General features: G+C 30.6%; 26 protein-coding genes. 7 read left to right on the forward strand and 19 right to left on the reverse strand.

The window, feature by feature from the left end; genetic code table 11:
• Position 1 precedes the first annotated feature (1 nt).
• The 6 genes from petA to cetC form a co-directional block, all read right to left on the reverse strand.
• Positions 2-505, reverse strand: a complete 504-nt coding sequence (gene petA / locus AJ939_RS09455; RefSeq protein ID WP_002852880.1) for a ubiquinol-cytochrome c reductase iron-sulfur subunit — start codon at positions 503-505, stop codon at positions 2-4.
• An 89-nt stretch (positions 506-594) separates the two neighbouring features.
• Entirely contained in the window at positions 595-1,881 is a 1,287-nt protein-coding gene (locus AJ939_RS09460; protein ID WP_070276659.1) for an arsenic transporter, read from the reverse strand.
• Positions 1,882-3,741, reverse strand: coding sequence for a tRNA uridine-5-carboxymethylaminomethyl(34) synthesis enzyme MnmG (gene mnmG, locus AJ939_RS09465; RefSeq protein WP_070276661.1), 1,860 nt, complete (start codon positions 3,739-3,741; stop codon positions 1,882-1,884).
• 87 nt (positions 3,742-3,828) lie between these two features.
• On the reverse strand, positions 3,829-4,326 hold the full coding sequence (gene cetB / locus AJ939_RS09470) for a bipartate energy taxis response protein CetB (protein WP_070276663.1): 498 nt from the start codon (positions 4,324-4,326) through the stop codon (positions 3,829-3,831).
• Between the two features lie 17 nt (positions 4,327-4,343).
• Positions 4,344-5,723: a bipartate energy taxis response protein CetA gene (cetA, locus tag AJ939_RS09475; RefSeq protein WP_002861898.1), complete on the reverse strand. Its 1,380-nt coding sequence runs from the start codon at positions 5,721-5,723 to the stop codon at positions 4,344-4,346.
• Between the two features lie 119 nt (positions 5,724-5,842).
• Positions 5,843-6,337 (reverse strand): energy taxis response protein CetC, encoded by a 495-nt coding sequence (cetC, locus tag AJ939_RS09480; RefSeq protein ID WP_002861899.1) that lies wholly within the window; start codon positions 6,335-6,337, stop codon positions 5,843-5,845.
• 261 nt (positions 6,338-6,598) lie between these two features.
• Here cetC and AJ939_RS09485 point away from each other — a divergent pair, with 261 nt between their 5' ends.
• Positions 6,599-7,975: a cation:dicarboxylate symporter family transporter gene (locus AJ939_RS09485; RefSeq protein ID WP_044779083.1), complete on the forward strand. Its 1,377-nt coding sequence runs from the start codon at positions 6,599-6,601 to the stop codon at positions 7,973-7,975.
• Here the strand turns inward: AJ939_RS09485 and AJ939_RS09490 are convergent.
• Positions 7,972-8,778 carry an inverse autotransporter beta domain-containing protein gene (locus tag AJ939_RS09490; protein WP_044779082.1) on the reverse strand — a complete coding sequence of 269 codons (807 nt, stop codon included), beginning with the start codon at positions 8,776-8,778 and terminating at the stop codon, positions 7,972-7,974. The genes AJ939_RS09485 and AJ939_RS09490 overlap by 4 nt on opposite strands.
• Before the next feature lie 141 nt (positions 8,779-8,919).
• On the opposite strand from AJ939_RS09490, the gene AJ939_RS09495 reads away from it, so the two are divergent.
• Positions 8,920-10,446: an inorganic phosphate transporter gene (locus tag AJ939_RS09495; RefSeq protein ID WP_070276665.1), complete on the forward strand. Its 1,527-nt coding sequence runs from the start codon at positions 8,920-8,922 to the stop codon at positions 10,444-10,446.
• Between the two features lie 7 nt (positions 10,447-10,453).
• On the opposite strand, the gene AJ939_RS09500 is transcribed toward AJ939_RS09495, so the two are convergent.
• The 8 genes from AJ939_RS09500 to AJ939_RS09535 all read right to left on the reverse strand — a co-directional run bounded on the left by AJ939_RS09500 (position 10,454) and on the right by AJ939_RS09535 (position 17,766).
• The gene (locus AJ939_RS09500) at positions 10,454-11,632 is read right to left on the reverse strand and encodes a metal-dependent hydrolase (protein ID WP_044779080.1); all 1,179 of its coding nucleotides are present in this window, start codon (positions 11,630-11,632) and stop codon (positions 10,454-10,456) included.
• Between the two features lie 9 nt (positions 11,633-11,641).
• Positions 11,642-12,538, reverse strand: coding sequence for an NAD(P)H-dependent glycerol-3-phosphate dehydrogenase (locus AJ939_RS09505; protein WP_079396983.1), 897 nt, complete (start codon positions 12,536-12,538; stop codon positions 11,642-11,644).
• The gene (gene gatB, locus AJ939_RS09510) at positions 12,535-13,953 is read right to left on the reverse strand and encodes an Asp-tRNA(Asn)/Glu-tRNA(Gln) amidotransferase subunit GatB (RefSeq protein WP_044779078.1); all 1,419 of its coding nucleotides are present in this window, start codon (positions 13,951-13,953) and stop codon (positions 12,535-12,537) included. Before gatB ends, AJ939_RS09505 begins: the two co-directional genes overlap by 4 nt.
• Positions 13,954-14,071: 118 nt before the next feature.
• On the reverse strand, positions 14,072-14,257 hold the full coding sequence (locus AJ939_RS11270; RefSeq protein WP_044779077.1) for a hypothetical protein: 186 nt from the start codon (positions 14,255-14,257) through the stop codon (positions 14,072-14,074).
• The gene (locus tag AJ939_RS09520) at positions 14,254-14,934 is read right to left on the reverse strand and encodes a F0F1 ATP synthase subunit A (RefSeq protein WP_002858390.1); all 681 of its coding nucleotides are present in this window, start codon (positions 14,932-14,934) and stop codon (positions 14,254-14,256) included. Before AJ939_RS09520 ends, AJ939_RS11270 begins: the two co-directional genes overlap by 4 nt.
• Positions 14,935-15,002: 68 nt before the next feature.
• Positions 15,003-16,343 (reverse strand): DNA repair protein RadA, encoded by a 1,341-nt coding sequence (radA, locus tag AJ939_RS09525; protein ID WP_070276667.1) that lies wholly within the window; start codon positions 16,341-16,343, stop codon positions 15,003-15,005.
• The gene (gene ftsY / locus AJ939_RS09530; protein ID WP_044779074.1) at positions 16,343-17,209 is read right to left on the reverse strand and encodes a signal recognition particle-docking protein FtsY; all 867 of its coding nucleotides are present in this window, start codon (positions 17,207-17,209) and stop codon (positions 16,343-16,345) included. The genes radA and ftsY overlap by 1 nt, the downstream gene beginning before the upstream one ends.
• A complete protein-coding gene (locus AJ939_RS09535) occupies positions 17,209-17,766 on the reverse strand; it encodes a TlpA family protein disulfide reductase (RefSeq protein WP_044779073.1) in 558 nt (185 codons plus the stop codon). Before AJ939_RS09535 ends, ftsY begins: the two co-directional genes overlap by 1 nt.
• Before the next feature lie 82 nt (positions 17,767-17,848).
• Between AJ939_RS09535 and AJ939_RS09540 the strand changes: the two genes are divergently transcribed.
• The 4 genes from AJ939_RS09540 to AJ939_RS09555 are packed head-to-tail and all read left to right on the forward strand — an operon-like array spanning position 17,849 to position 21,774.
• Positions 17,849-18,475, forward strand: a complete 627-nt coding sequence (locus AJ939_RS09540) for a 5-formyltetrahydrofolate cyclo-ligase (protein ID WP_044779072.1) — start codon at positions 17,849-17,851, stop codon at positions 18,473-18,475.
• Entirely contained in the window at positions 18,396-19,949 is a 1,554-nt protein-coding gene (rny, locus tag AJ939_RS09545) for a ribonuclease Y (RefSeq protein WP_044779071.1), read from the forward strand. The genes AJ939_RS09540 and rny overlap by 80 nt, the downstream gene beginning before the upstream one ends.
• 8 nt (positions 19,950-19,957) lie before the next feature.
• A complete protein-coding gene (locus tag AJ939_RS09550; RefSeq protein ID WP_044779070.1) occupies positions 19,958-20,515 on the forward strand; it encodes a DedA family protein in 558 nt (185 codons plus the stop codon).
• Complete coding sequence (locus AJ939_RS09555) at positions 20,515-21,774, forward strand: ComEC/Rec2 family competence protein (protein ID WP_070276669.1); 1,260 nt, start codon at positions 20,515-20,517, stop codon at positions 21,772-21,774. Before AJ939_RS09550 ends, AJ939_RS09555 begins: the two co-directional genes overlap by 1 nt.
• Here the strand turns inward: AJ939_RS09555 and AJ939_RS09560 are convergent.
• From AJ939_RS09560 to AJ939_RS09570, 3 genes are read right to left on the reverse strand one after another with little or no spacing between them, the layout of a single operon-like run.
• Positions 21,718-22,524: a YihY/virulence factor BrkB family protein gene (locus AJ939_RS09560; protein ID WP_044779068.1), complete on the reverse strand. Its 807-nt coding sequence runs from the start codon at positions 22,522-22,524 to the stop codon at positions 21,718-21,720. The two genes, AJ939_RS09555 and AJ939_RS09560, sit on opposite strands and share 57 nt — an antisense overlap.
• Before the next feature lie 3 nt (positions 22,525-22,527).
• Positions 22,528-23,910, reverse strand: a complete 1,383-nt coding sequence (locus tag AJ939_RS09565; protein ID WP_044779067.1) for an FAD-linked oxidase C-terminal domain-containing protein — start codon at positions 23,908-23,910, stop codon at positions 22,528-22,530.
• 2 nt (positions 23,911-23,912) lie between these two features.
• Positions 23,913-24,638: a plasminogen-binding N-terminal domain-containing protein gene (locus AJ939_RS09570; protein ID WP_002853792.1), complete on the reverse strand. Its 726-nt coding sequence runs from the start codon at positions 24,636-24,638 to the stop codon at positions 23,913-23,915.
• A gap of 121 nt (positions 24,639-24,759) precedes the next feature.
• On the opposite strand from AJ939_RS09570, the gene AJ939_RS09575 reads away from it, so the two are divergent.
• Positions 24,760-25,920 (forward strand): M23 family metallopeptidase, encoded by a 1,161-nt coding sequence (locus AJ939_RS09575; protein ID WP_070248819.1) that lies wholly within the window; start codon positions 24,760-24,762, stop codon positions 25,918-25,920.
• Here the strand turns inward: AJ939_RS09575 and AJ939_RS09580 are convergent.
• Complete coding sequence (locus AJ939_RS09580) at positions 25,917-26,120, reverse strand: hypothetical protein (protein ID WP_070276671.1); 204 nt, start codon at positions 26,118-26,120, stop codon at positions 25,917-25,919. The genes AJ939_RS09575 and AJ939_RS09580 overlap by 4 nt on opposite strands.
• Position 26,121: the final 1 nt, after the last annotated feature.

The following is a 26,121-nucleotide window of genomic DNA, read 5'->3' on the forward strand; positions in this document are numbered from 1 at the left end:
CTTAAGCCTCCGCTATCATTTTTTTATATTCAGGACCCTCTTCGCCTAAAACAAGTTTGGTTCCATCGATCTTAAAAGGAGGAATTTCAAGAGGCTTTGGAGGAGGTCCAAAGACATTTTTTCCACTTGTGTCAAATTCTCCACCATGACAGGCACATTTAAACAATTGCTCGCTTGGTTGGTAAGCAGGTATACAACCCAAATGCGTACAAAGTCCTATAACCACAGTATAAGCTGCGTTATCTACCACAACATCACGTTTTTCATCTTTTGGCATACTCGCATCTTTTTTTAATATAAAAATAGGCTTTTTACGCCATTCTATAGTTCTAAGCTCTCCATCTTGCATTCCTGATAAATCCACTGTAGTAAAACCTGCAGCTTTGACACTTGGAAGCGGATCCCAAGTTTTTTTCATCGCAACAAGCGAGAAAACACCGCCTACAGCAGCTACGCTTCCAAATGCAAAGCCCATAAAGCTTCGTCTACTCTCAGATGTAGCCATAACTTGTCCTTTCGATTTTATTTTTTAACCAAGTTAAAAGTTTATCGAAATTAAAATAAATTTTTTCTTTGTTTAACAAGTTTTGATATTTAGACAATAAGAGCAAAAAGAGAAAAAACAAGCACAGGTAAAGTTATCAAAAAGCCAAATTTAGAATATTGCCAAAAAGAAATATTAATGCCTTTTCTAGCCAAAACTCTAAGCCAAAGCAAAGTTGCCAAAGAACCTATTGGCGTAAGTTTTGGGCCTATATTTACTCCTAAAAGATGAGCATAAATCATCAAAGAATCAAAAGAAAAACTTTCAAAATATTCTTTTAATGCTAAATCTCCGATTAAAACCATAGGCAAATTATTAAACACAGAAGATCCAAAAGCCGAAATCAAAGCCACGCCAAAAATTCCACTCTTAACTTGCATGAAAAAAGCATAGCTTTTAACCAAAATTTCACTCACACCTATTTTATGTAAAGCAAAAACCACCATATAAAGCCCAAAACTAAAAAGCAAAACTCCATAAGGTGCTTCTAAAAGAATTTTAATACTTTTTTTACCTTGAATTTTTAAAACAATAAGCCAAAAAATTCCCGCCCAAAGCAAAGCAAAAAAACTTATTTTAATATCAAAAATTTCACCTATAAAAAAACTGATCACAAAAAGAAATAAAAATACTATGCAAAGAAAAAACAACTTCGATGAAATTTGCTCTTTTTTAACTAATTTAAATTCAAGCCTTTTAGGTAAAACTCTCACATAAAGCACAAAAACCATAACTATAGTAGAAAGCAAAACAAAAAAATTTGGCAAAAACATATTTTTAGCAAATTCTAAAAATTCTATCTTAAAATAATTTGCTGTAATGATATTGGTTAAATTTGAAATAACCAAAGCATTTGAACTTGCATCACATAAAAAAGAAAGACTAAGCAAAAAAGAACTTAAAATAAAAGCATGATTTTTACAATCTTTAAGAGTTGAAAATAAAGCTATAATAATAGGTGTAATGATTAAAATCGCTCCATCGTTAGCAAAAAATGCAGAAAGAAAAAAGACAAAAATCAACAAAAATAACATCAATTTTTTTGTGCTGATATAAATTTTTTCTTGATTTTTCTCTCTAGAAAAATGCAAAATTTTACTCGCAATAAAATCAAAAAATCCTAAAGCTTCCAAGCTAAAAGAAAGGATAATCAACCCAACTAAAGTTAAAGAACTATCCCAAACCAAAGAAAAAACAAAATAAGCATCTTTAAAATATACCAATTGAAAAATAAAAACAAAAAAAGCTCCCAAGCTAGAAAATACCCAAATAGGTAAATTCCATGGACGCCAAAAAAGTAAAATTAAAGTAGATAAAAAAATAAAAAAAGCAAGCATTTAAGCTTTTTTCTTTTGCATTTTGATATAAATTTGCAAAATATCCAACGCCGCAGGAGTGATTCCACTGATTTGACTTGCAGCAAAAATAGTTGGAGGTTTATGATGATTAAGCTTTTCTACAACTTCATTACTCAAACCGCTTACACTTTTAAAATCAAAATTTTCAGGAATTTTAAGCTCGCTAAGATTTTTCATTTTTTCTACTTGAGCTTTTTGCATACTGATATAATGATAATACTTTGCCTCATTTAAAATCTCTCTTAAGGAGTAATGATCCATAGTTTCAAACATAGGATCAAGTTTTTTTAATTTTTCTATATCAAAACTTGCTCTTGCAACAATTTTTTGAAGATTGACTATAGAAGAAATTTTATCTTCTCCTAAACTCTCTAAAAAAGCATTATTTTGGTTATTAGGCGTGAATTCTTTAGAAAGTAAAAATTCAAGTCCTTTTTGAAGATTGTTTGCGATATTTTGTATATAAGTAAAATCTTGCTCGCTTAAAAGCCCTAAATCATAGCCATATTTTCCAAGTCTAAGTATAGCATTTTCTTCCCTTAAAAGCAGTCTAAATTCCGCTCTTGAAGTAAACATTCTATAAGGTTCTTTTGTACCTTTTACTACCAAATCATCGATTAAAACTCCTATATAAGCTTCATCACGCCTTAAAATCAAAGGCTCTTTCATATCTATGCTTAAACTTGCATTGATTCCTGCCATAAAGCCTTGTGCTGCAGCCTCTTCATAACCTGTAGTTCCATTAATCTGTCCTGCACAATAAAGATTTTTAATCTTTTTAAGTTCTAAAGTATGCTTAAGTTCAGTTGGCTCTATATAGTCATATTCTATAGCATAACCAAAACGGGTTATTTTAGCATTTTCAAAACCCTTTATAGAACGCAGCATTTGAGTTTGTACTTCATAGGGCAAAGAAGTAGAAAAACCATTGATATAATACTCCGTTGCATCGATAGTTTGAGGCTCTATAAAAAGATGATGACTTTCTTTGTCACTAAAACGATTGATCTTATCTTCTATAGAAGGACAATACCTTGGCCCCACACCTTCAATCTGTCCTGTAAAAAGTGGGGCACGATAAAAATTATTCTTAATAATCTCATGTGTAGTTGTATTAGTGCGTGCGATATAACAAGGAAGTTGAGTAGGATTAAAATTTCTTGAACGAAAACTAAAAGCTTTAGGGTTTACATCACCATCTTGAATTTCAAGTACGCTAAAATCAATGCTTTTTGCATCCACTCTTGGGCAAGTTCCTGTTTTTAAACGCCCCATTTTTAAACCCAAAGTTTGTAGATAATTGCCTAAATTGACTGAAGCAAGCTCCCCTACCCTTCCTGCTTGAAGTTTATTTTCGCCTATATGAATAAGTCCATTTAAAAAAGTCCCTGTTGTAAGTATCACTTTTTTGGCAAAATATGTGTTTTCTAAATTTGTTTTTACGCCTTTAACTTCATCATTTTCTACGATTAAAGCATTCGCTTGTTCTTGAGAAATTTCTAAATTTGGAAGTTTTAAAAGTTTATTACGTGCAATGATACGGTATTTATCCATATCAATTTGCGCCCTACTTCCTTGAACGGCTACACCCTTACTTTCATTTAAAATGCGAAATTGTATTCCCGCTTCATCGGTAATTTCACCCATAAGACCACCCATGGCATCAAGTTCTTTTACCAAATGCCCTTTAGCAAGCCCACCTATAGCTGGATTACAACTTGCTGCTCCTATTTGCTCAATCAATGTAGTTAAAAGTAAGGTTTTTTTACCCATTCTAGCAGCAGCAGCACTTGCTTCAACACCTGCATGTCCACCACCTATAACAATGACATCAAACATATATTGCCTTGAAAAATGTGAATTTTTAAAAGAAAGATTATATAATATTTAGACTTAAAACAAACTCGTTTTAAGTCTAACAAAAATTTATTTAGCTTCTTGAAGAGAGAAAATTAACTCATTATAAGTTTTATCTGCATCTTTGCAGAAATTTTTAAGCATCTCAACACCCTTATTTAAACCTTGTTGCTGTTCTACTCTTAAAAGCTCACTATAAAGGCTTTCTATTGTAGAAATAGCGCTTTTATTTGGCATACGACGAACGGAATAATAGCCTATGATATTATTATTAATGTCTATTGATGGAGTTACATTTGCAAAAACCCAGTAGTAATTGTTATCTTTAGTTTTGTTTTTTACGTAAGCAAAAATTTCCTTACCCTCTCTCATATAATCCCATAAATATTTAAAAACAGTTTTTGGCATATCTTCATGTCTTACTATGTTATGAGGTTTATTTAAAACTTCACCCATGGTATAACCTGCATACTTTAAAAAATCATCATTTGCATAAACTATTTTACCTTTTAAATCTGTTTTAGAAGTAATTAAACTGTCTTCTTGTAAAAAAATTTCTCTTGACATTTTCCCACTCTCTTAATTTATATTTTTAATTTTGCTAAGATTTCAGCACTTCTTTGCTCTAGTGATTTAATATCATTTACAATCGCATCATAAGCTTTTTGATCGATATAATCTTGACTTGATTCTTCTATTGCTTTTTTAGCGTTATCTTTTATAAATTCTTTAGCTAAATTTAACTCAGTTTCAGAACTAAGTTCATTAATAACACCTTGAGCTCTCTCATCTTGGCAAAGATTAGAAATTGGATCTACACTTTCAAGATTGAAATTTTGAGCCCCATTTAAATTTAAATATATATTTGATTTATAAAGAATATGATCGATTTTAACTACAGATAAAATCAATCTCTTTGCAAAGGATCCAAAATTAACACCAAGAGCACTACTATTTTCTTCTAGACGTTTAAAAGCTTGAGAAAATTTATTAATTCTTTCTTCAGATTCACTAACAATGTTAAAAACTTGATCGCTGCCACTTTGGATATTTACAAAATCCTGTTGCATAGTCTGAATTGCAATGGAAATTTCGCTTGTAGATCTTTGAGTTCTTTCTGCTAACTTTCTAACTTCATCAGCCACAACCGCAAAGCCCCTACCATGTTCTCCTGCACGTGCAGCTTCAATAGCAGCATTTAAAGCTAGAAGATTGGTTTGATCAGCTATATCGCGTATTACTTCAACCACTGAAGTAATATTTTGGGAATTAGCCACAAAAGTTTGTACTGTTTCCTTGCTCGAATTTACAACATCCATTAAAGAACCCATGGCACTTTGCAAAGAATCCACCTCTGAGCCATTTTCTGTAGCTGTATGAGTAATGGCATCAACTGTATCATATACATTTTTCATCATGCTAATATCTTGATTTAATGAGCTAGAAATTTGAGACATATCTTTATTTTGATTTCCAAGGCTTAAATCCATTAAAGTTCTTGATAAAGCATTTTTAAAAGTGGATCTTGCTGTCACTTCTATGTTTGCTAAAGCTTTATTTATAAATTCGATATTATGAGCAAAAATTCCTTTTAAACCTTCAGGCAAAGCCTTACGATAAAATTCGCCTTTTTGGGAACAAGAAATAGAAGTATTAATTTCCCTTAAATAAGCTTCTAGTCCATCAATAGTATTGTTAAGATTATCTGCTATTTCGGCTAATTTTTTGCTTTTTGTTTTTACATAGATCATTCTATTGTCAAAATTTCCTTCTTTTAACTCTCTACAAAGAACCAAAAGTTTATCTATCATTATTTGCTCATCTTTGTGTTGTCTAAGCAAATAAATCATTAAAACAGCGATTAAAATAAAAATTATCACTCCAACATAAATATGAATAAAAATGGCACCTAAAACACCGATAATACTTAGAAAAATAGTTAATAATAATCCATTTTTCACCATAAATTTACCCCTTTATTAAAAATTTTTGAAGTCATAAATTAAAGTAATACTTTAATAATATATATTACTTTAATTTTTAGGCGAAGATTGTACAATAAAAAAGATTAAATATATCTTATTTAGTTATCTTCTTGCAAGTTAAAAACAAGTTCATTATAAGTCATTTTATAAGAACTTACAATATCCATTAAAGCCGAAACTCCAGCATTAATGCCTGATTTTTGCTCTTTTTCAAGTAAAATTTTATAAACTTCTTCAATTATAGGAAGAGATTTTCTATTGGGTGCACGACGAACAGAATAGTAGTTGATGATATCTCCATTGGCATCAAATGAAGCACTTACATTTGCAAACACCCAGTAAAAACTACCATCCTTGGCTTTATTTTTTACAAATGCAAAAATTTCTTCTCCTTTTTGAATATAATCCCAAAGACATTTAAATACAGTACGTGGCATATCTTCATGTCTTACTATATTATGAGATTTATACAAAAGCTCATCGACTTTATAACCTGCGTATTGTAAAAAGTCATTATTGGCATAAATGATATTCCCCTTAAGATCTGTTTTAGAAGTAATTAAAGCATTTTCAGACAAAACTATTTCTTTCATAATTAAAACATCCCAATAAAACAAATAAATCAAAAATAGAATTATTACTAATAATAAACAATAAAAAGTATACTAAATTATAAAATTTTCAAAAAATATTTTAAATTTTATAATGTAAATAATGAGAAATTTTGTAACATTTATATAAAAAATTGTCATATCATATAAAAGAAAGTATTTCTAGATTTGTTTTTTTGTTAAAATTTACAAGACGCATTGTTAAAATTATATTTCACAAAAGATCAAAAGGAGTGAATAAACTTGGAAACTTTAAGTCAAACTTTAGCTGAAAGAAAACCGCCTTTATATAAACGTATTATAAAAAGTCTTGGATTTTGGGTGATTATAGGCATTATTACAGGTATTATACTTGGCTATACAGATAAAGAATTAGCCATTGCTAGCAAACCAGGAGTTGATTATTTTATAGGTGCTTTAAAGGTTCTTATAGGTCCTATTATTTTTGTTACTTTGGTTTTGGGTATCATTAGTCTTGAAAGTTTAAAAAAAGTAGGTAGTATTGGTGCTAAAGCGGTTATTTACTTTGAAGTTGTAAGTACTTTAGCACTTGCTATAGGTATTTTTATGGCAAATGTTATGCAACCAGGCCATGGAATGAATCTTGATCCAAGTCAACTTGATACAAAAAGCGTTCAAAAATATATTTCTCAAACCACAGAAGTAAGCGCGAGCTCTGAGATCATGCATATTTTAAAAGATGCTATGCCTACTGATATTATCACGCCTTTTACAGAAGGAAAAACCATACAAGTTTTAGTCATTGCTATAATTACTGCTTTGATTATTTCTTTAATGAGAATAGAAGATAAACAGGCAATTCAAAGAGTTTTTGAAGTGGTACAAAATTTTGTTTTTAAAATTCTACAAATCATTATGTATTTTAGTCCTATTGCCGCCTTTTCAGCAATGGCTGTACTCATAGCTCAATACGGAATTGGCTCTTTGATCAACTTAGCATATTTACTTTTAGTAATGCTGATTTCATGTCTTGTTTTTATATTTGGAATCTTAGGCCTGATTTGTTATTTTGCAAAAGTAAATATCTTCAAATTTATGAGATTTATCTCAAGAGAAGTATTGATCGTTTTTGCAACCAGTTCAAGCGAGTCTGCGCTTGCTCCTTTAATGAGAAAACTAGAAAAAGCAGGACTTTCTAAAGCAACAGTCGGACTTGTTTTACCAACGGGATATAGTTTTAATCTTGATTGTACAAATATTTATCTAGCTATGAGCTTAATCTTTCTAGCACAAGCTTTCAATGTAAATTTAAGTTTAGCACACGAAATCAGTATTTTAATAGTATTAATGATAGCCTCAAAAGGTGCAGTAGGTGTAACTGGATCAGGTTTTATAGTGCTTGGAAGTACGCTTGCGGCTCTAGGAAATATGGAAATTTCAGAAGCAAATGCAACCTTAGCGCAAGTTCTACCAGTAGCTGCCATAGGTGTTCTTTTAGGTGTTGATAAATTTATGTCTGAAATGAGGGCTGTTGGAAATCTTTGTGGAAATTCAGTAGCAGCTTTAATCGTTGCTATCTGGGATAAACAAATTGATCGGGAAAAATTCAACTATGCTATGGATAATCCAGAAAAATTCCATAATGCTGGAATGAACTAATGGGTTCTTTGGAGGAAATCATATCGATTAACCTCCTCTAAAGTATTATCTTTTTTCCTAAATTGTTTTAAAAAACTTTCATTGAAATTAAAACTAAATCCAACTTGAACAACGGTATCATCAACAGTCTCTCTTGCGCTATAATCACGACGCAATAAATTTAAACTAAATACACTATAAGGAGAGTAAGATACTTGATAATTAGTTTTATCATTATCCTTGCTTATATCAAAAGCAAAAGCGGTGTAAGTTGGAATTACAAAACTCATTCCAAGCTGTAAATTTTTTTCTGCTTCATTGGGTATGTAATAATTACTATAAGCCTTTATAAATTTACTATAACCAAACTCTGCACCAAAGCTTTTAGTATCTTTTTGTTCCTTTTGTTTGTCAATAAAACCATTAACTCCAAATAAAAAATCATCTTTTTCATAACGATTGATTAAGCCCCCTGAGTAATTATAATTATCTTGAGCCACAAAAAGTTCTTTTTGAAAAAGCAAAGAATTATTCTCTCCCTCATAAAGAGAACTTAAATTTTTAACCTGCGCGTTTTCGTTTTGAAAATCTAAATTCCCATCTGTTTTATCTATACCATTATTATTTTCTAAAGTTTTTGAAAGCAAGCTATCAAAAGTGCTTTTAAAATCCACATTCTCTTCTTGAATTTTTGGAGCTTCTTTGGTATTTTTATAATCAAAGTGCTCCCAAGAATTTTGATTATTATTTTTTGCTAAAGCCTCTGTAAGTTCATCGGCATTGAGTAAAGAAAACAATGCTATTATATAAAAAATACCCCTCATTATTCTTATATTCCTTATTATTTCTTGTTTGAGTATTTATTATAAAAAAATAATATAAATAAAAATTCCACAAAGACTAAAAATTAAAATTAGCAAATTTAAAGTAAATAAGTGTATAATTAAAATAAAAAAGGGTTATTAATGCAAAAAGACAACCTCATAGCTTTTGTTATTTTTATTATCAGTGCTATCGCATTTGTTATTTGGGGATTTGGTTATATTTCGCAACATCAACTCATTCTTTTTATTCTTGCTTCTATATTTGGCATTTTTATGGCATTTAATATAGGTGGAAATGATGTAGCCAATTCTTTTGGAACAAGCGTTGGTGCAAAAACAGTAACCATTAAACAAGCTTTAATTATAGCAGCTGTTTTTGAGCTAAGCGGAGCAATCTTCGCAGGCGCAGAAGTTACTAAGACCATACGCAGCGGTATTGTTATTTTTCCAAATTCTTTAGATCCTATGCTTTTTGTTATCATTATGCTTGCTGCACTTTTAAGCTCTGGGGTTTGGATTTTTATTGCAACCAAGAAAGGCTTACCTGTATCAACCACACACAGTATAGTTGGTGGGATTGTAGGTGCTAGCATTATGATGGGGCTTTTAAAATTTGATGGGATCCAAACACTCTCTATGGTTAAATGGAGTGAAATTTTAAGAATAGCTATTTCTTGGGTAGCTTCTCCTCTTTTAGGGGGTATTGTAGCTTATATTATTTATTCATATATTGATAAGAAAATTTTAAAACCATCAGAAAAACTAAATGACGATTTGAAAAATATCAAAAAAGAAAGAAAAAAATTCAAAGAAAAATATTTTTTAAATTTAAAAACAAAATCCCAAGAAGAACAAATTAAAGAACTTTCCGCTATAGCTTTGGATGAAGAAGAACAAGAAAATAATTTCTATAGAAATAAAATGAAGGAATTTAAGGATCAAGAAAAAGATATAGATATTTACTCTATTTTAAAAACTCATATGCCAATCATTGCTTGTATTGCTGCTGCTATCATTTCGGCAATGTTTTTATTTAAAGGTTTAAATAATGTTAGCACTTTGGATATTTTACAAAACTTTTGGATTATCGGAATTATAGGAACTATAAGTTATGTTATAACATTTGCTATAGTCAAAATCGTTAAAAAAACAGAACTTAATAAAACTACTGATAGAATTTTCTCATGGTTTCAAATATTTACAGCTTCTAGTTTTGCATTTTCACACGGAGCCAATGATATAGCCAATGCTATAGGTCCTTTTGCAGCGATTTTAGATGTCTTAAAAAACGGCACAATTAACGCGACTTCTCCTGTACCTTTTGCTGCTTTAGCTATGTTTGGAGTTGCTCTAGTTGTAGGACTTTGGTTTTTAGGTAAAGAAGTGATTACCACAGTGGGTTCAAAACTTGCAACCATACGCCCTACTACTGGATTTTCTGCAGAACTTGGTGCAAGCATAGTTATACTCTTAGCTACACAATTTGGAATTCCTGTTAGCTCCACCCATATACTCATAGGTGCTATCTTGGGTATAGGAGTGTATAATAAAAATGCAAATTGGATTATGATGAAGCCTATAGGATTGGCTTGGATTATCACTTTACCAGCCGCTGGTATTATGGCAGCACTTGTATTTTTAGGATTTAAACTATCTTTAGGAATTTAAGTAAAGCTTATTTTTCTAAAATATTTTTTCCTTTAATTATATGCATTTTAATCTTTCCAAAAAGTTTATCCTCAGAATAAAGAGAACTTTTTGGAGCAAAAATTTCTTCATTCTCATCAAAAAGAACTAGATTAGCTTCTTTTCCGACTTCTATAACTCCACTATTCAAACCTAAAAATTTACTAGGATTTTTACTTGTAAATCGACAAAGCTCTTGCCAATTTAAAAATCCTTCTTTGATTAAAAAAGTATAACAAAGACTTATAAATTCGCATACGCTATGAATTCCAAAAGCCGCTTCATCAAAAGCTAAATCTTTTAAAGAAATTGATTTTGCACTATGTAGGGAAGTTAAAAAGCTAATCTTTCCTTCTTTTAAAGCCTCTCTTAAAGCCAAAACATCTTCTTTGCTTCTTAAAGGTGGCATAAGTTTCGCAGCAGTATTAAAATCTTCACAAGCACTATCATCTTTGATAAGATGATGAATGCTTACAAGTTTTAAATCCTTTTCATCTAATAATACTAAAGAATCTTTCAAACTTAAAAGATCAAAAATAACTTTATTTTTATAAAATTTAGCCAATTCTTTCATTTTAGCTATCTGGCTAGTTTCAGCGATTTTACTCATGCCTATAAGCCCTAGCTCAAAACTCATTTCACAATCATTCATCACTCCATTATCATCAAAATCCTTATCATAACAACGCACAAAAATTGGAGAGTCTTTCATAAAAGCATATTGTGAACTTACTTTTAAAGTATTTGCATCTAAAGAGCTGTCAAGTTCTAGAGCACAAGCACCTTTATTTAAAAGAGTGGCTAAATTTTTAAGCTTGCCGTTTGTATCCTTAACCCGCACACTTGAAAAAATTTGCATCTTTCTTTGAGCTAAATTTTGTAAAAATAAAGCAAAACTTTCTTCATCAAAATCCATGCAATCACGCAAAACTATACTAGAAATTCCTCCTTTTAGACACTCATTTTCCAAAAGCTCTAAATTAGCTAAAGAAAATTTATCGTTTTTTAAACTCACACACAAATCCACAAAAGATGGAAGTAAAGTCATACCTTTAGCATCTAAAATTTCTTCGCCTTTTAAATTAGAACCAATATTGGTAATTTTTCCTTCTTTAATCTCTATATCTTGTAAAGAATTTCCATAAATTTTTGCATTTTTAATTATCATGATTTTTCCTTAATCATTTTGCTTTAATAAATTCTGCGTTGCTTCTTGCACGCTTTTACCCTTAAAAATTGCCACTACTTCATTTACAATAGGTGTATAAATTCCTTTCATTTTTGCTAATTTTTCTATGGCATAAGCAGTTTTTACACCTTCTGCTACTTCATTAAGTTCGGCTAAAATACTATCTAACTTTTGATTTTGCGCCAGTTTTAAACCCACTCTATAATTTCTTGATAAAACACTCGTTGCAGTTAAAAACAAATCCCCTGCTCCACTTAACCCTAAAAAAGTTTCTTCTTTAGCGCCAAAAAATTTACCAAAACGGTGCATTTCTATAAGTCCTCTTGAAATCAATGCTGCTCTTGCATTATTGCCAAGTTTTAACCCATCACTAATCCCACTTGCAATCGCCAAAACATTCTTATAAGCACCACAAATTTCAGCACCACGCACATCATTATCAATATAAGTTTTAATAAAATCAGGGAAAAAACTTGCAAATTTTTTACAAAGCCCTTGATTTATCCCACTAATCATCAAAGCAGTAGGAAGTTTTTGCATTACTTCAGCAGCAAAAGAAGGACCACTTAAAACACAAAAATTTTCTTTTGGTACAAAATCTAAAAAAATTTCATCTAAAAATTGACAACTTTGATCTTCTATGCCTTTTGAAGCAATTAAAATTTTTTGTCCCTTGTTGATAAAATTTTCTTTAAGCCAAGCACGCATTCCTTGAGAACTTAAAGCAAAAATAAGATATTCACATTCTAAAGCTTCTTTTATACTAACAAAATCTTCTAAATCACGCTGATGCAAAGAACTGATAAAGCAATTGTGATTTTCTTTTAAGGCTAGATGTAAAGCACTGCCCCATTTTCCCGCACCAATAACCGCTATACGCATCAACCAAGCTTTGCTTTTAAAATTTCATTTACTTTTGCAGGATTAAAAGCTCCTTTGCCTTCTTTCATTACTTGACCCACAAAAAATCCAAAAAGCTTCTCTTTACCACTTTTATACTCTGCAACCTTATCAGCATTTGCATTTAAAATTTGTTCAATCACCGCTTCTATGGCTGAGTCATCACTTACTTGCTTAAGTCCTAGCTTTTCTATAGCTTCATCAATTTCCATGCTAGTATTTTCAAACACAAAAGCTAAGACATCTTTAGCCGCTTTTGCACTGATAGTGCCATCTTCTATGCGTTTAATTAAAACTCCAAGCTTTTGAGCATCTACGGGAGAATTTTCTATAGTCAATTCTCCTTTTAAAAGTCCCATAAGTTCAGTATTTAACCAATTTACACAAAGCTTAGGATTTAAATTTTGAGAAATAAGACTTTCAAAAAAACGACTCATTTCTAAAGAACTGATTAAAACCTCAGCATCACTTTCTTTTATACCAAGCTCGTCTATAAAGCGTGCTTTCTTCTCATCAGGAAGTTCAGGGATTTTAATATCCAAAAACTCATCTTTTAATAAAACAGGCAATAAATCAGGATCTGGAAAATAGCGATATTCTGCCGCTTCTTCTTTACCACGCATACTTCTTGTAACTAAATTTGTTGTATCAAAAAGTCTGGTTTCTTGAACTACTTCTTGTTCGTAAGTTCCATCTTCCCAAGCCTCACTTTGTCTTTTTACCTCATATTCTATAGCTTTTTGGATAAAACGAAAAGAATTAAGATTTTTAATCTCTACCCTAGTATAAAGTTTTGTATCACCCTTAGGTCTTATACTAACATTTGCATCGCATCTAAAACTTCCTTCTTGCATATTTGCATCTGAAATGTCTAAAAAGCGTATGATAGAATGAAGCTTTTTAAGATAAGCTACTGCCTCATCGCTACTTCTAAGCTCAGGTTCGCTGACAATCTCAAGCAAAGGAGTTCCTGCGCGATTTAAGTCCACTTTAGAAAAATTATTTTCGTGGATATTTTTACCTGCATCTTCTTCTAAGTGTGCTCTTGTAATACCTATGCGTTTATTTTCACCCTTTACATTGATAAAAAGCTCACCCTTTTCTACTATAGGGATATCAAATTGTGAAATTTGATAAGCCTTAGGTAAATCTGGATAAAAATAATTCTTACGATTAAAAACACTTTTTTTATTAATTGTTGCATTGACAGCTTTTCCAAAAGCTATAGCTTTTTTTACAACCTCTTCATTTAAAACAGGCAAAGCTCCTGGTAAGGCCAAACAAGTGGGACAAACATTGGTATTTGGAGCTTCTCCAAAAGAAGTTGCACATGAACAAAAGATTTTTGTTTTAGTATTTAATTGAGTATGAACTTCAAGACCTATAACTACTTCAAACATAAAATTTCCTTGAATTTTTAAATGCTTTATTTTATCTTTTTTTCTTTTAGAAAAGGCTTTAAATATTAGACTTTGATTTGTATTTGTTTAATTTTAAAATTATGAAATTATAAAACAACTATTTTTTCTGATTTTTAAGTTCATAGTTTTCTATAAACAACATAAAAACCAAAAATAAAAGCAGGCTAAAAATAAACCCCAAAACAAGATAAAAATAAGATATAAATTTAAAAAGGAGAAAAAAGGTGCACAAAAGCATTAAAGCTAAAGATGCACCTTTAAAAAATTCTAAAATATAGATCAATGACCTTCCTCAACAACAGTTGCACCCGCTAAATATACATAAGTTAAAATCATAAAAATAAAAGCTTGTAAAAATGCCATAAAAGTTAAAAGCACATAAGCAGGAAGCGGAGCTATATAAGGAACTAAAGCTAAAATTACCATCAAAAATAAATCGTCACCTTTAATATTTCCAAACAAACGGAAGGACAAAGAAACCACACGAGAAAGATGAGAGACTATCTCTATAGGAAACATCAAAGGAGCTAAAAGTTTAATAGGTCCCATGAAATGAGCAAAATACTTTACAAAACCTTGTGCCCTAATACCCTCAAAATGATAATATACAAAAACTATAATAGCCAAGGACAAAGTCAAATTTAAACTTGCAGTTGGAGCGTGAAAACCAGGTATTATACCTATAATATTACTAAAAAACACTATAATCCCCAAAGTTGCAACCAAAGGAAGATATTTTCTTGCACCTTTTTCACTTCCCATGGTATCTCTACCCATAGATAAAACTCCCTCTAAAAAAGCCTCACCTAAATTTTGCATACCGCGTGGAACAAGTTGCATAGAACGAGTAGCCATCATAGCCACTATAACAGCAATTAAAGCTACCAAACCTATGTGAAAAAAATAAGAAAAAGTATGACTTGCATCAAGCAAAGAGCTAAATAAAAATAAATCTTTCATGGTTTCCTCAAAAATTTTATTCTAAACTCGAAATTTTAGCAAAATCTTACTTATATTTTAATGAAAATTTACATCCATTCTAAAACTTGCGAAAGTTCTTTAGCAACAAAACACGTAAGCCCTATATCTTCCAAAGGCTTAGAAGGAACAATGGCATTTTTAAATTTTTGCATTTTAGCTTCTTTTAAACGCGTATCAAGGCTAAAAACCTCTCTAATTTCTCCATTTAAACTAAGCTCCCCTATAAAAATACTATCTTTGCTCAAAGGGCGATTTTTAAAACTTGAAATAATAGCTGCAACCACAGCCAAATCCGCAGCAGTTTCACTTACTTTTACTCCGCCGCTAATATTTACAAATACATCATAATGTCCTAAAGGAATTTCAAGCTTTCTTTCAAGCAAAGCCAAAAGCATATCTAAGCGATTTTTTTCATATCCCGTAGCGCTACGCTTTGGATAAGAACTTTCACACACTAAAGCTTGAACTTCTAAAACCAAAGCACGAGATCCTTCCATCACAACCCCTAAAGCGCTTCCTGAAATAGCCTTTCCACGAGTAAAAAAACGATTTGCCAAATCTTTTGCGCTGATCAAACCTTTAGCAGTCATCTCAAAAATACCTACTTCATTCGTTCCACCAAAACGATTTTTAAAGCCTCTTAAAAGTCTAATTTCTTTAGTGGCATCTCCTTCAAAATAAAGCACCACATCTACCATATGTTCAAGAACCCTAGGTCCTGCTATAGCACCTTCTTTAGTAATGTGCCCTATGATAAAAGTACTGATATTATAAGCCTTGCTAACACGCATAAGTTCAAAAGTAATCTCACGCACCTGAGTGATGCTTCCTGCTGCTGAAGTGATTTTATTTGAATAGAGAGTTTGTATAGAATCAATGATAAGAATGTTATAATCTTTTTTGTGCAATTCTTCTAAAATATTTTCAAGGCAAAGCTCAGTAAGTAAAAATAAATTTGGAGTATTAGCCTCAAGACGATCAGCTCTTAATTTAATCTGAGCTTTACTTTCTTCGCCACTGACATAAAGCACTTTTTTACCCTGTTTAGCTAAATTTGAAGCAATTTTTAACAAAAGCGTAGATTTTCCTACGCCTGGACTTCCACCTATAAGCACTAAAGAACCTTCAACAAGCCCTCCACCTAAAACCAAATCAAGCTCATTATCATCTGTGCTGTATCTTGTAAAATGTTCTAACTCCACATCTTCAATACAAACAGCTTCACTTGTTTTCATACTAACTTGTGTAAGCTCTTTTAAAACTTTAATTTGCTCCGCTTTTAATTCTATAAAACTATCCCAAGCTCCACAATCAGGACATTTTCCAAGCCATTTGCTTTGTTGATTTCCACAAGCTTGGCATTCAAAAAGTGCTTTATTCTTTGCCATTATTCAAAAATAGGATCTAATAAAGTATCTAAATAAGCACTTGCATTAAATTCTTGTAAATCCGTCATTTGCTCACCTACGCCTACATAAAAAATAGGAAGTTCAAGCTCTCTTGCTATGCTAAAAAGCGCACCTCCTTTAGCAGTCCCATCAAGCTTTGTGATAATCACGCCATCAAGTTTTACAAGCTCATTAAAAGCTTTAGCTTGTAAAATTCCAGCATTTCCCTGTGTTCCATCTAAAACTAAAATTTTTCTATGGGGTGCACCTTCTAAAGCCTTGTTTGAAATTCTTACAATTTTTTCAAGCTCATGAGCTAAATTTTTTTGATTTTGCAAACGCCCTGCTGTATCGATAATAACCCTATCAAAATCCTTTGCTTTTGCTTTAGAAATGGTATCAAAAGCAACCGCTGAAGGATCATGCCCTTGCGCAGTTAAAACTATATCTACATCCACTTTTTGCGCCCAAAGTTTTAATTGCTCAATCGCACCTGCTCTAAAAGTATCACACGCTCCTAAAATCACTTTTTGATTTTGGTTTTTATATAAATAAGCAAGTTTGGCAATACTTGTTGTTTTTCCTGCTCCATTTACTCCTAAAATAAGCTCTACAAAAGGTTTTTCTTGATTGATTTCTTTTTTTTCATAAAGAAAATAAGAACCCATAACACGCTTTAAATCTTCTTTTTTTACTTCATTTTGAGGTGGTAAATAATAAACTATCTCTTCAACTATTTCATAACTTACATCTGCTTCAAGCAAAATTTCTTCAAGCAAATCTTTGGTTATCTTTTTATTCTCTCCTTTAACTCCAATAATATTTTCAAGAGTTTTTGTAAGTCCTTTTTTAAAAAAATTAAACATTAAAGTATAGCCTTTTGTATATCGATTTCTAGCATTTCTTCAGGAATAAGCCCTAAATACTGATTAATCAATTTAGAATGCTTGTTGTAAAGAAACATGGTAGGAATTCCATTTACCCCACCTAAAACTTTAGCTAAAAGATAGTTATTTTCACCATTAGAGACTTTATAAGATATTTTATGTTGTTCTATAAATTTTTGAATCTCCTCATTAGACTTATCCTCTAATAAAACTCCAACTATATTAAAATCATTGTTATACTTTTCTTGCAGTTTGTTAAGATGAGGAATTTCCGCAATACAAGGAGTACACCAAGTAGTAAAAAATACAAACAAAGTTGCCTTATTTTCATCGTTGAAATTTAAAACGGCATTTTCTTTTTTTACTGAAATTGATCCTCCATCAATCAAATTAAGTTTAAAATTCATATCATCACTTTGATTTATACTTGCCTCGGTGCTTAAATTTACATCATTTTGCTGTTTTTCTTTATCATTGCTACAAGCAACAAATAAACAAGATATTACCACTAGTAAAAGTATTTTTTTAATCTTCATTATTTATCAATCCTTTATTCTTCTTTATAAAAATGCTAAAATTATAACATATATAAGATAATATTTTTTTAAAGGCATATTAATGGAAAAAACAGATTTTAGGGCATTGCAAAAAATACGCCTTTTCAAACATTCAAAACTAAATTTCAAACAAGATTATAAAATATTTAAAGAATGTCTTAAAATAATAAAACTATTTAAAGCTAAAAATATTTTAATTTTTATTCCTTTGCATTATGAACCAAACTTAATAAAATTTCGCCATATTCTTAATAAAAATTACAAACTTTTTGTTCCATTTATGCAAGATAAAAGTTTAAAAATTGTAAAATTAAGATTGCCTTTTATTAAAAAAAGGTTTGGGGTTTTAGAGCCTATAGATTCTTTTTTTAAAGCAAAAATTGATTTAGCCATTGTGCCTGTAATTGGCGTCGATAAAAATTTAAAAAGAATAGGACATGGGCAAGGTTTTTATGATAGATTTTTTGAAAATTTAAATTACAAACCTCATATAATATTTGTCCAAAGTATAGATGCTTTAAGTCAAAATAATCTAACACAAAAGCATGATATTTCAGGAAAATTATACATAAACCCTTATAAAAAATATTACAAGAAAGAAAGAAAAAATGATAGAATCACTTATCGCATTTATAGCCGCTATAGTCGGACTCGGTATAGGATATTTAGTTGCAAAAAAAATCAATGATGCCAAATATGAAATTTTCGTAGAGCAAGCTAAAGCTAAAGCCAAAGCTATAGAATACGAAGCAGAGCTTATTTTAAAAGATGCAAAAAATTCAATTCTTAATGCAGAATTAGAAGTTAAAAAAAAATATGAAGAAAAAACTCACAAAATTCAAAAAGATTTTAATCAAAAATTTGATGATCTTTCTAAAAAAGAACAAAAACTTCAGCAAGAAGAAGAAAAACTAAAAGAAGATAAAGAATACCTTTGCAAGTCACAAAAACACATTCAAGACTTACAAACTGATGTTGATAAATTAAAAAATAAATATCAAGAAAAACTTGAAGATGTTTTAAAAATTTTAGAACATTCTACAGGACTTACACAAAATGAAGCCAAAGAAATCATTCTTAAAAAAGTAGAAGAAAATTCTCGCGAGCAAATTGCACATATAGTAAGAAAATATGAAGAAGAAGCAAAAAATGAAGCCAAAAGAAAAGCTAATTTCATCATTGCTCAAGCTACCTCTCGTTTTGCAGGTGAATTTGCAGCTGAAAGACTTATCAATGTTATTAACATTAAAAACGATGAACTTAAAGGACGTATCATTGGTAAAGAAGGACGCAATGTTAAAACCTTAGAAATGGTTTTAGGTGTTGATATTATCATCGATGATACACCAGGTGCTATTATAGTAAGTTGTTTTAATCTTTATCGCCGTGCTATTGCTACAAAAGTTATAGAGCTTTTAGTTGAAGATGGCAGAATTCAACCCGCGCGCATAGAAGAAATTCACGAAAAAGTATGCAAAGAATTTGATAGTGCTATTCTAGAAGAAGGCGAAACCATAGTTATGGATCTAGGTTTAAATAAAATACACCCTGAAATTGTAAAACTCATAGGAAAACTCAAATACCGCGCAAGCTATGGACAAAACGCTTTAGCACATTCTTTGGAAGTAGCTCACCTTGCAGGAATCATTGCTGCTGAGTGCGGTGGGGATGAAAACTTAGCACGTCGTGCGGGAATTTTACATGATATAGGAAAAGCATTAACCCATGATTTTGAAGGATCTCATGTGGATTTAGGCGCAGAACTTTGCAAACGCTATAAAGAGCATCCTGTAGTAATCAATGCTATTTACGCACACCATGGACACGAAGAAGCTGCAAGCATAGAATCAGCAGCTGTTTGTGCAGCAGACACTTTAAGTGCTGCACGACCTGGAGCTAGAAGAGAAGTGTTAGAAGCTTTCTTAAAAAGAGTCAGTGAGCTAGAAGATATCGCTAAAAGTAAAGAAGGGATTAAAAATGCCTATGCAATCAATGCCGGAAGAGAAATTCGCGTCATAGCCAATGCTCAGCTTGTTAATGATGATGAAAGTGTACTTTTGGCTAAGGAAATAGCAGCTGAAATTCAAGAAAAAATGCAATATCCTGGCGAAATTAAAGTCAATGTTATACGTGAACTTAGAGCTGTAGAATACGCTAAATAAGGTTTATTATGCAAGATATGATTGATACTTTAATAAAATATGGTTATATTGTTTTATTCTTTTACTCTTTAGGAGGTGGAATGGTTGGAATTTTAGCTGCAGGAGTTTTAAGTTCTCAAGGAAAAATGGATCTTAGTTTTTGCATTACTCTTGCTTTTATTGCTAATACCATAGGTTCAACTTTGCTTTTTATACTTGGAAAATATTATAAAAAAGATATTATGCCTTATTTTAAAAAACACCGACGCAAACTAGCCCTTGCTATGATGAAAACAAAACAACACGGAATTATTTTACTTGTAACTCAAAAATTTATTTATGGTTTAAAAACTTTCATTCCCATAGCTGCAGGTATGGCAAAATATAATTTTATTAAATTTTTTATTATCAATACTCTAGCTAGTTTGGCATGGGCTATTGTTCTAGGTTTTGCTGCTTATACTTTTGGGTATGTTATTGAAGCAATTTTTGATAAACTGAGTTTATATCCTTATACTGCTCCTTTATTTTTATTATTTTTAGCTGGAATAATTTGGTTTTATTTAAGTAAATTTTCCAAAAAATAATGTCTCTATGGAATTCTTTTTTTTACTCTTTTAAAGAATTTCATTATTTATTTTTATCTGTTGTTATTATTTTTATTTTTAATATCCTTTTAGAATATAATAATTTTTTAAACTTTAAAAACCAAAAACATTACTTTATAAGTAAAGCTCTATTAACGCACCAATATATAAAATATAATAAAAAAAATAAAAAATACTGGGTTTTAAAGCTACAAACTGAAAACTTCACTTTTTATACTACAAGTTTTAAGGATTTAAATTTAAGCAAGAATCAACTTTTAAGCCTTAGAATTATCACCCATAATATTAACTTTAAAGACTATCTGAGCAAAAGTTTTTATACACCTTCTTATGATTTTAAAAAATTAAAAGAAAAAGAATACAATCCCATTATATCTTACTTCTTAAATCAACATACAAATGAAAAAATTAAAGAATTTTATGGTGCTTTATTTTTTGCACTGCCCATATCTTTAGAGCTTAGAAACGATGTAAATTACTACGGCATAGCACACCTTATAGCAATTAGCGGTTATCACATAGGCTTACTTTTTAGTTTAGTTTTCTTTATTTTAGCTCCAATTTATAGTTTTTTCCAAAAAAGATATTTTCCTTATAGAAATTTACGTTTAGATTTAAGTATTTTAATTTTTACACTACTTTTAGCTTATGCTTATTTAATAGGGTTTGTCCCTTCTTTTGTGCGCTCCTTGATTATGGCTTTTTGGGTTTTTTATCTATTGTGTAAAAATATAAAAATTATTAATTTCTTTACACTTTTTTGTAGTATTTTATTGTGCATTTCTCTTTACCCTAGACTTTTATTTAGCATTGGATTTTTATTTTCTATTTTAGGTGTTTTTTATATTTTTTTATATATGCATCATTTTACAAATAAATTTAATAATCTTATAAATATTATTTTGCTTAATATTTGGACTTTTTTTGCTATGGTTTTACCTGTGCTTTATTTTTTTCCACTTATAAGCTACCAACAAATTTTAGGTATTATTTTGAGTGGAATTTTTGTAATATTTTATCCTTTAGTATTATTTTTGCATCTTATAAACTATGGAGATTTGCTCGATTTTATCTTAGATGAATTTTTTAAATTTAAAATTTATGGAACTAATATCCATATCCCGTTTTGGATTTTTATAAGTTATCTTATTACTTCTTTAATCTCTGTGCGATTTAAATATCTAGCTTTTCTTTGTATTTTTGCGAATTTTATTCCCTTCATTATGATTGTGATTTAGAAAATAATAGAGTTTAAGCCCAAAAAGATAAATAATCCAAGAAATATAAATCCAAATAAAAAAGAATAAAATAGTAGAAAAAGATCCATAAACACTAGCGTATGTTTTATTATATACCACATAATATACAAATAAATTTTTTCCTATATACCAAATAGCACCCGCTCCAAAAGATACTAAAGCTAAACTTTTAAGAGTTCCCTTATGAACAGAACTTGAATAAGATATAAAAAATAAACCCCAAATAATTACAAAGGGTAAAATTTCAAAAAAATTAAACCCTATTTTATAATCATCTAAAGTTTGTTGGATAAAACCTGAAATATAAAAACTAAGCCCAAGCCCTAAAGGAACAAGAGTCAAAAGAGTCCAATAAGAACTAATGCTTTGCCAAAGTCCTTTAGGTTCATTTTTAGTAATGCGATTGATTACAAAATCATAGCCTGAAAAAAAAGCTAAAGAAGTAAATGCCATAGCAATAAGACCTACAATACCCAAATTTACACTATTTTTTAAAAAAGTATCAATGTAAGTAGCAACAATATCTTGTTGCGTTGGTATTAAAAAAGCAAAAATTACTTGCTTTGCTTTTTCATAATAAGCTTTAAAACTGGAAATTTGCGTAAAAACAGAAAAACATACAAATAAAATAGGTATTAAAGATAATACAGTATAAAAACTAAGCGCTGCTGCATAATTTAAAATTTCCTTATCGCGCAAATTTAGCAAAATAGTAAAAAAATTTTTCACCTTCTAAAGTCCCATTTTAAAAGGATTTAATATATTATTTGGATCAAAAACTTTTTTAATATTTCTCATTAAATTCATTTCGGCTTCAGAAAAAGCTAAATTCATAAAAGGTGCTTTAGAGAGTCCGATACCATGCTCTCCGCTTAAAGTTCCTCCAAGTTTCACTGTTAATTTAAAAATCTCTTCTACAGCTTCGTAGCCTTTTTTCACCTGCTCTTTATCATTTTTATCAGGAATCATAACATTAGTATGCACATTTCCATCCCCTGTATGCCCAAAACAAGGAATTTTAAAACCATATCTTTTAGAAATCTCATCTATACCTTCAAGCAAAGCAGGTAGTTTAGAACGCGGAACTGTAATATCTTCATTAAGTTTTAAAGCCCCATACATGGCAATACTTTGAGAACAATTCCTTCTAGCAAACCAAATATCTGCGGCTTCTTGTTCATCTTTTGCTATTTTAAATTCACTAGCTCCAGCTTCTAAAAAATAATATTCTAAATTTCTTAAATCCTCATCAATAGCTTCTTTAACATTACCATCCACATCAGCAATCAAAATAGCACCCGCTTCTATAGGCAAACCTTTATTAAATTTACTCTCAACCGCTCTAATGCTAAGATTGTCTAAAAATTCCATAGATACAGGACTTACACCGCTAGCAAGACTTTTGTAAACCGCATTCATAGCACTTTTTACACTTGGAAAAATAGCAAAAGCAGTTTTTTTGAATTTAGGTAAAGGTATTAATTTTAAAGTAAGCTCACTTAAAACTGCCAAAGAACCTTCACTAGCGATTAAAATTCCTGCCAAATTATAACCTGCTACATCTTTAATAGTGCGTTTTCCTGCACGAATGATTTCTCCGCTAGGCAAAACAGCCCTTAAAGCCATCACGTAATCTTTTGTAATGCCATATTTTGCAGCTCTCATTCCCCCAGCATTTTCGCTTACATTACCCCCTAAGCTAGAATACTCCATGCTAGCAGGATCAGGCGGATAAAAAAGTCCGTATTTAGCCACTTCTTTTTGTAAATGTATATTAATAACCCCAGGTTGCACAACAGCCACTAAATTTTCAAGATCAATTTCCAAAATTTTATTCATATGCTTTTCAAAAGCAAGCACCACCCCGCCATTAACAGCTAAAGCTCCTCCTGTAAAACCAGATCCTGAGCCTCGTGGTATGACTATGATATTATTTTCATTGCAAAATTTTAAAATTTGAGCAATATCTTCTTCATGTCTTGGAAAAAGAACCCCATCGGGTAAATAATGTTTTTTTGTCGCATCATAGCTATAAGCTCTTTTGTGAATTTCATCAAAATAAGCGTTTTCTTCTCCTAAAAATCGTTTAAAATATTGTTCAAATTCTTTTTTCATGTTTATTGCACCTTAGGAAGATTAATCAAAGCATCATAATACCTATAATAATTTCCTATTTCTTGAGAGTTAAAATCAAAAAAATTACTTTTATATCCACCTATACGAGAATAAAAAGGAACCTGAACGCTAGTTGGCTTGCTTATAGGCACTTCATAAAGCTTATTAAAATCTTGACAATCTACAACTTCTGCTTGATTTTCCAAAGCCACAACCAAAATGCCAACCGCATTATCATCACAAAATTGCCTAAAATCTGAACGCTTAGGAGAAAGAGTGGCCGTTCTAATTAATTGTGCTCCAAAAATGTCAATATGGGTAAAATATATCTGCGGAAATTCTCTAACAAGTTCATTATAAGTTTGTTCATCAGGAGCAATTACCAATCCTCTATCATAAAGAAAATTTAAAACAACCTCATCACCTACTTTAGGTAAAACATTTGGCAAAGGCAAAGCATCTTGCTTAAGAGCTGAAAAAACGCTAAATTCTAATTTTGCCAAACCATTTTTTTTATCTATAACACTTGCTCTAGCGATGATACTTTGCGAATTGCTAAAATGTTGTACTACTACGCCACTTGAATAAAGTTTTATATCATCACTATCTTTAATATAACCATAAATATCATCAACTTTTACAAGTTCACTTTTTATAGGTTTTAAATCAAATCCAACCGCAAAGAGGCTAAGGTTTAAAGCTAAAAAACACACTATAGTTTTAAACAAATTTGCTCCTTAAATAAAAATTTATAGAATTATAATCCTTTTTTGTTAAGCAATTGTAAGAAAAATAAAGTAAAATATAGCTTTCAAATTTCAAAATTCTTTTAAAAATTAAGGTTATCTCATGAAAAAATTATTGCTTTTATTTATTTTTGTTGTTCAAAGTTTTGCAGCTTTAAGTGTTGAAGAGCTAACTTGGGATAATGGAGATACCTTACTTAAATTCTTACAAAGAAATTCCATACCTATGTCGCTTTATTATGGACTTGATAGAGAAGATCAAGAGCTTGCTTCTGATATAGCCTACAAAATAAAATATCAAGTTTTAAAAGATGAAAACAACAACATAGAACAAGTTTTAATTCCAATTAGTGATGATTTACAAATTCATATCTATAAAGATAAAGGTGGACAATACACTCTTGCTTTTACTCCTGTATCTTATCAAAAAGAAGATAGAATTTTACATTTAACCATTAAAAGCTCTGCTTATCAAGATGTCTATGAAGAAAGTGGTAGCAGCACTTTAGCTCGTGCTATGGTTCGTGCTTTTCGAGGAAGTATAAATTTTCGCAATATCCAAAAAGGTGATGAAGTAACCCTATATTATGAACAAAAAAGACGCATGGGTAAACTTTGGGGTGATATAAATATAAAAATGGCAATGGTAGAAATCAATAAAAGCGCAAGAGAAGTCTTTTCTTATAATGATATATTCTATGATCGTGATGGCAAAGAATTGGAATCTTTTTTGCTTACAAAACCTGTGAATTACACTAGAATTTCCTCTCCTTTTACAACAGCAAGATATCATCCTATATTAAAACGCTATCGCGCCCATCTTGGTATAGACTATGCTGCACCTACCGGAACCCCCGTGAAAAGTGCTGGCAAAGGAGTAGTAACCTTTATAGGCACAAAAGGTGGTTATGGAAATGTAATTCAAATCAAGCATGACTCAGGTTATATGACTTTATATGCTCATCTTAGTCGTTTTGCAAAAATTAAAAACGGACAAAAGGTAAATCAAGGACAAGTAATTGCATATGTTGGTTCAACTGGTATGAGCACAGGTCCTCATTTGCATTTTGGAGTATACTTAAATAATAGAGCTATAAATCCTGCATCTGTTGTAAAAATCGCCAAATCAGAACTTAGTGGAAAAGCGAAAGAGAATTTTAAACATATCATAGCTGGATACGAGCAGGTTGTTAAAGAAGCCCTAGCTTCAAATCAACCTAATCCTCCAAAAGAAGAAGATTTTGAAAACTATATAGAATTTTAATTACTCAACAACGCTTTATCTTTTGCATTGATTAAAGAATTTAGAAGAGTTGCAAGCTCTTCTTTTTCTTTTTCATTAATTTCACAAAAATCTGCATTAATCAATTGTTTCACCAAAGCTTCATTTAACAAATCCCCATCGCCAAATTCTCTAGCTTTTTGAATGATTTTTAACACTCTTAAATCTTTTCTTTCGTACATT

The sequence above is a fragment of the Campylobacter sp. BCW_6889 genome (assembly GCF_001762535.1).
In the GTDB taxonomy this organism is placed as follows: domain Bacteria; phylum Campylobacterota; class Campylobacteria; order Campylobacterales; family Campylobacteraceae; genus Campylobacter_D; species Campylobacter_D jejuni.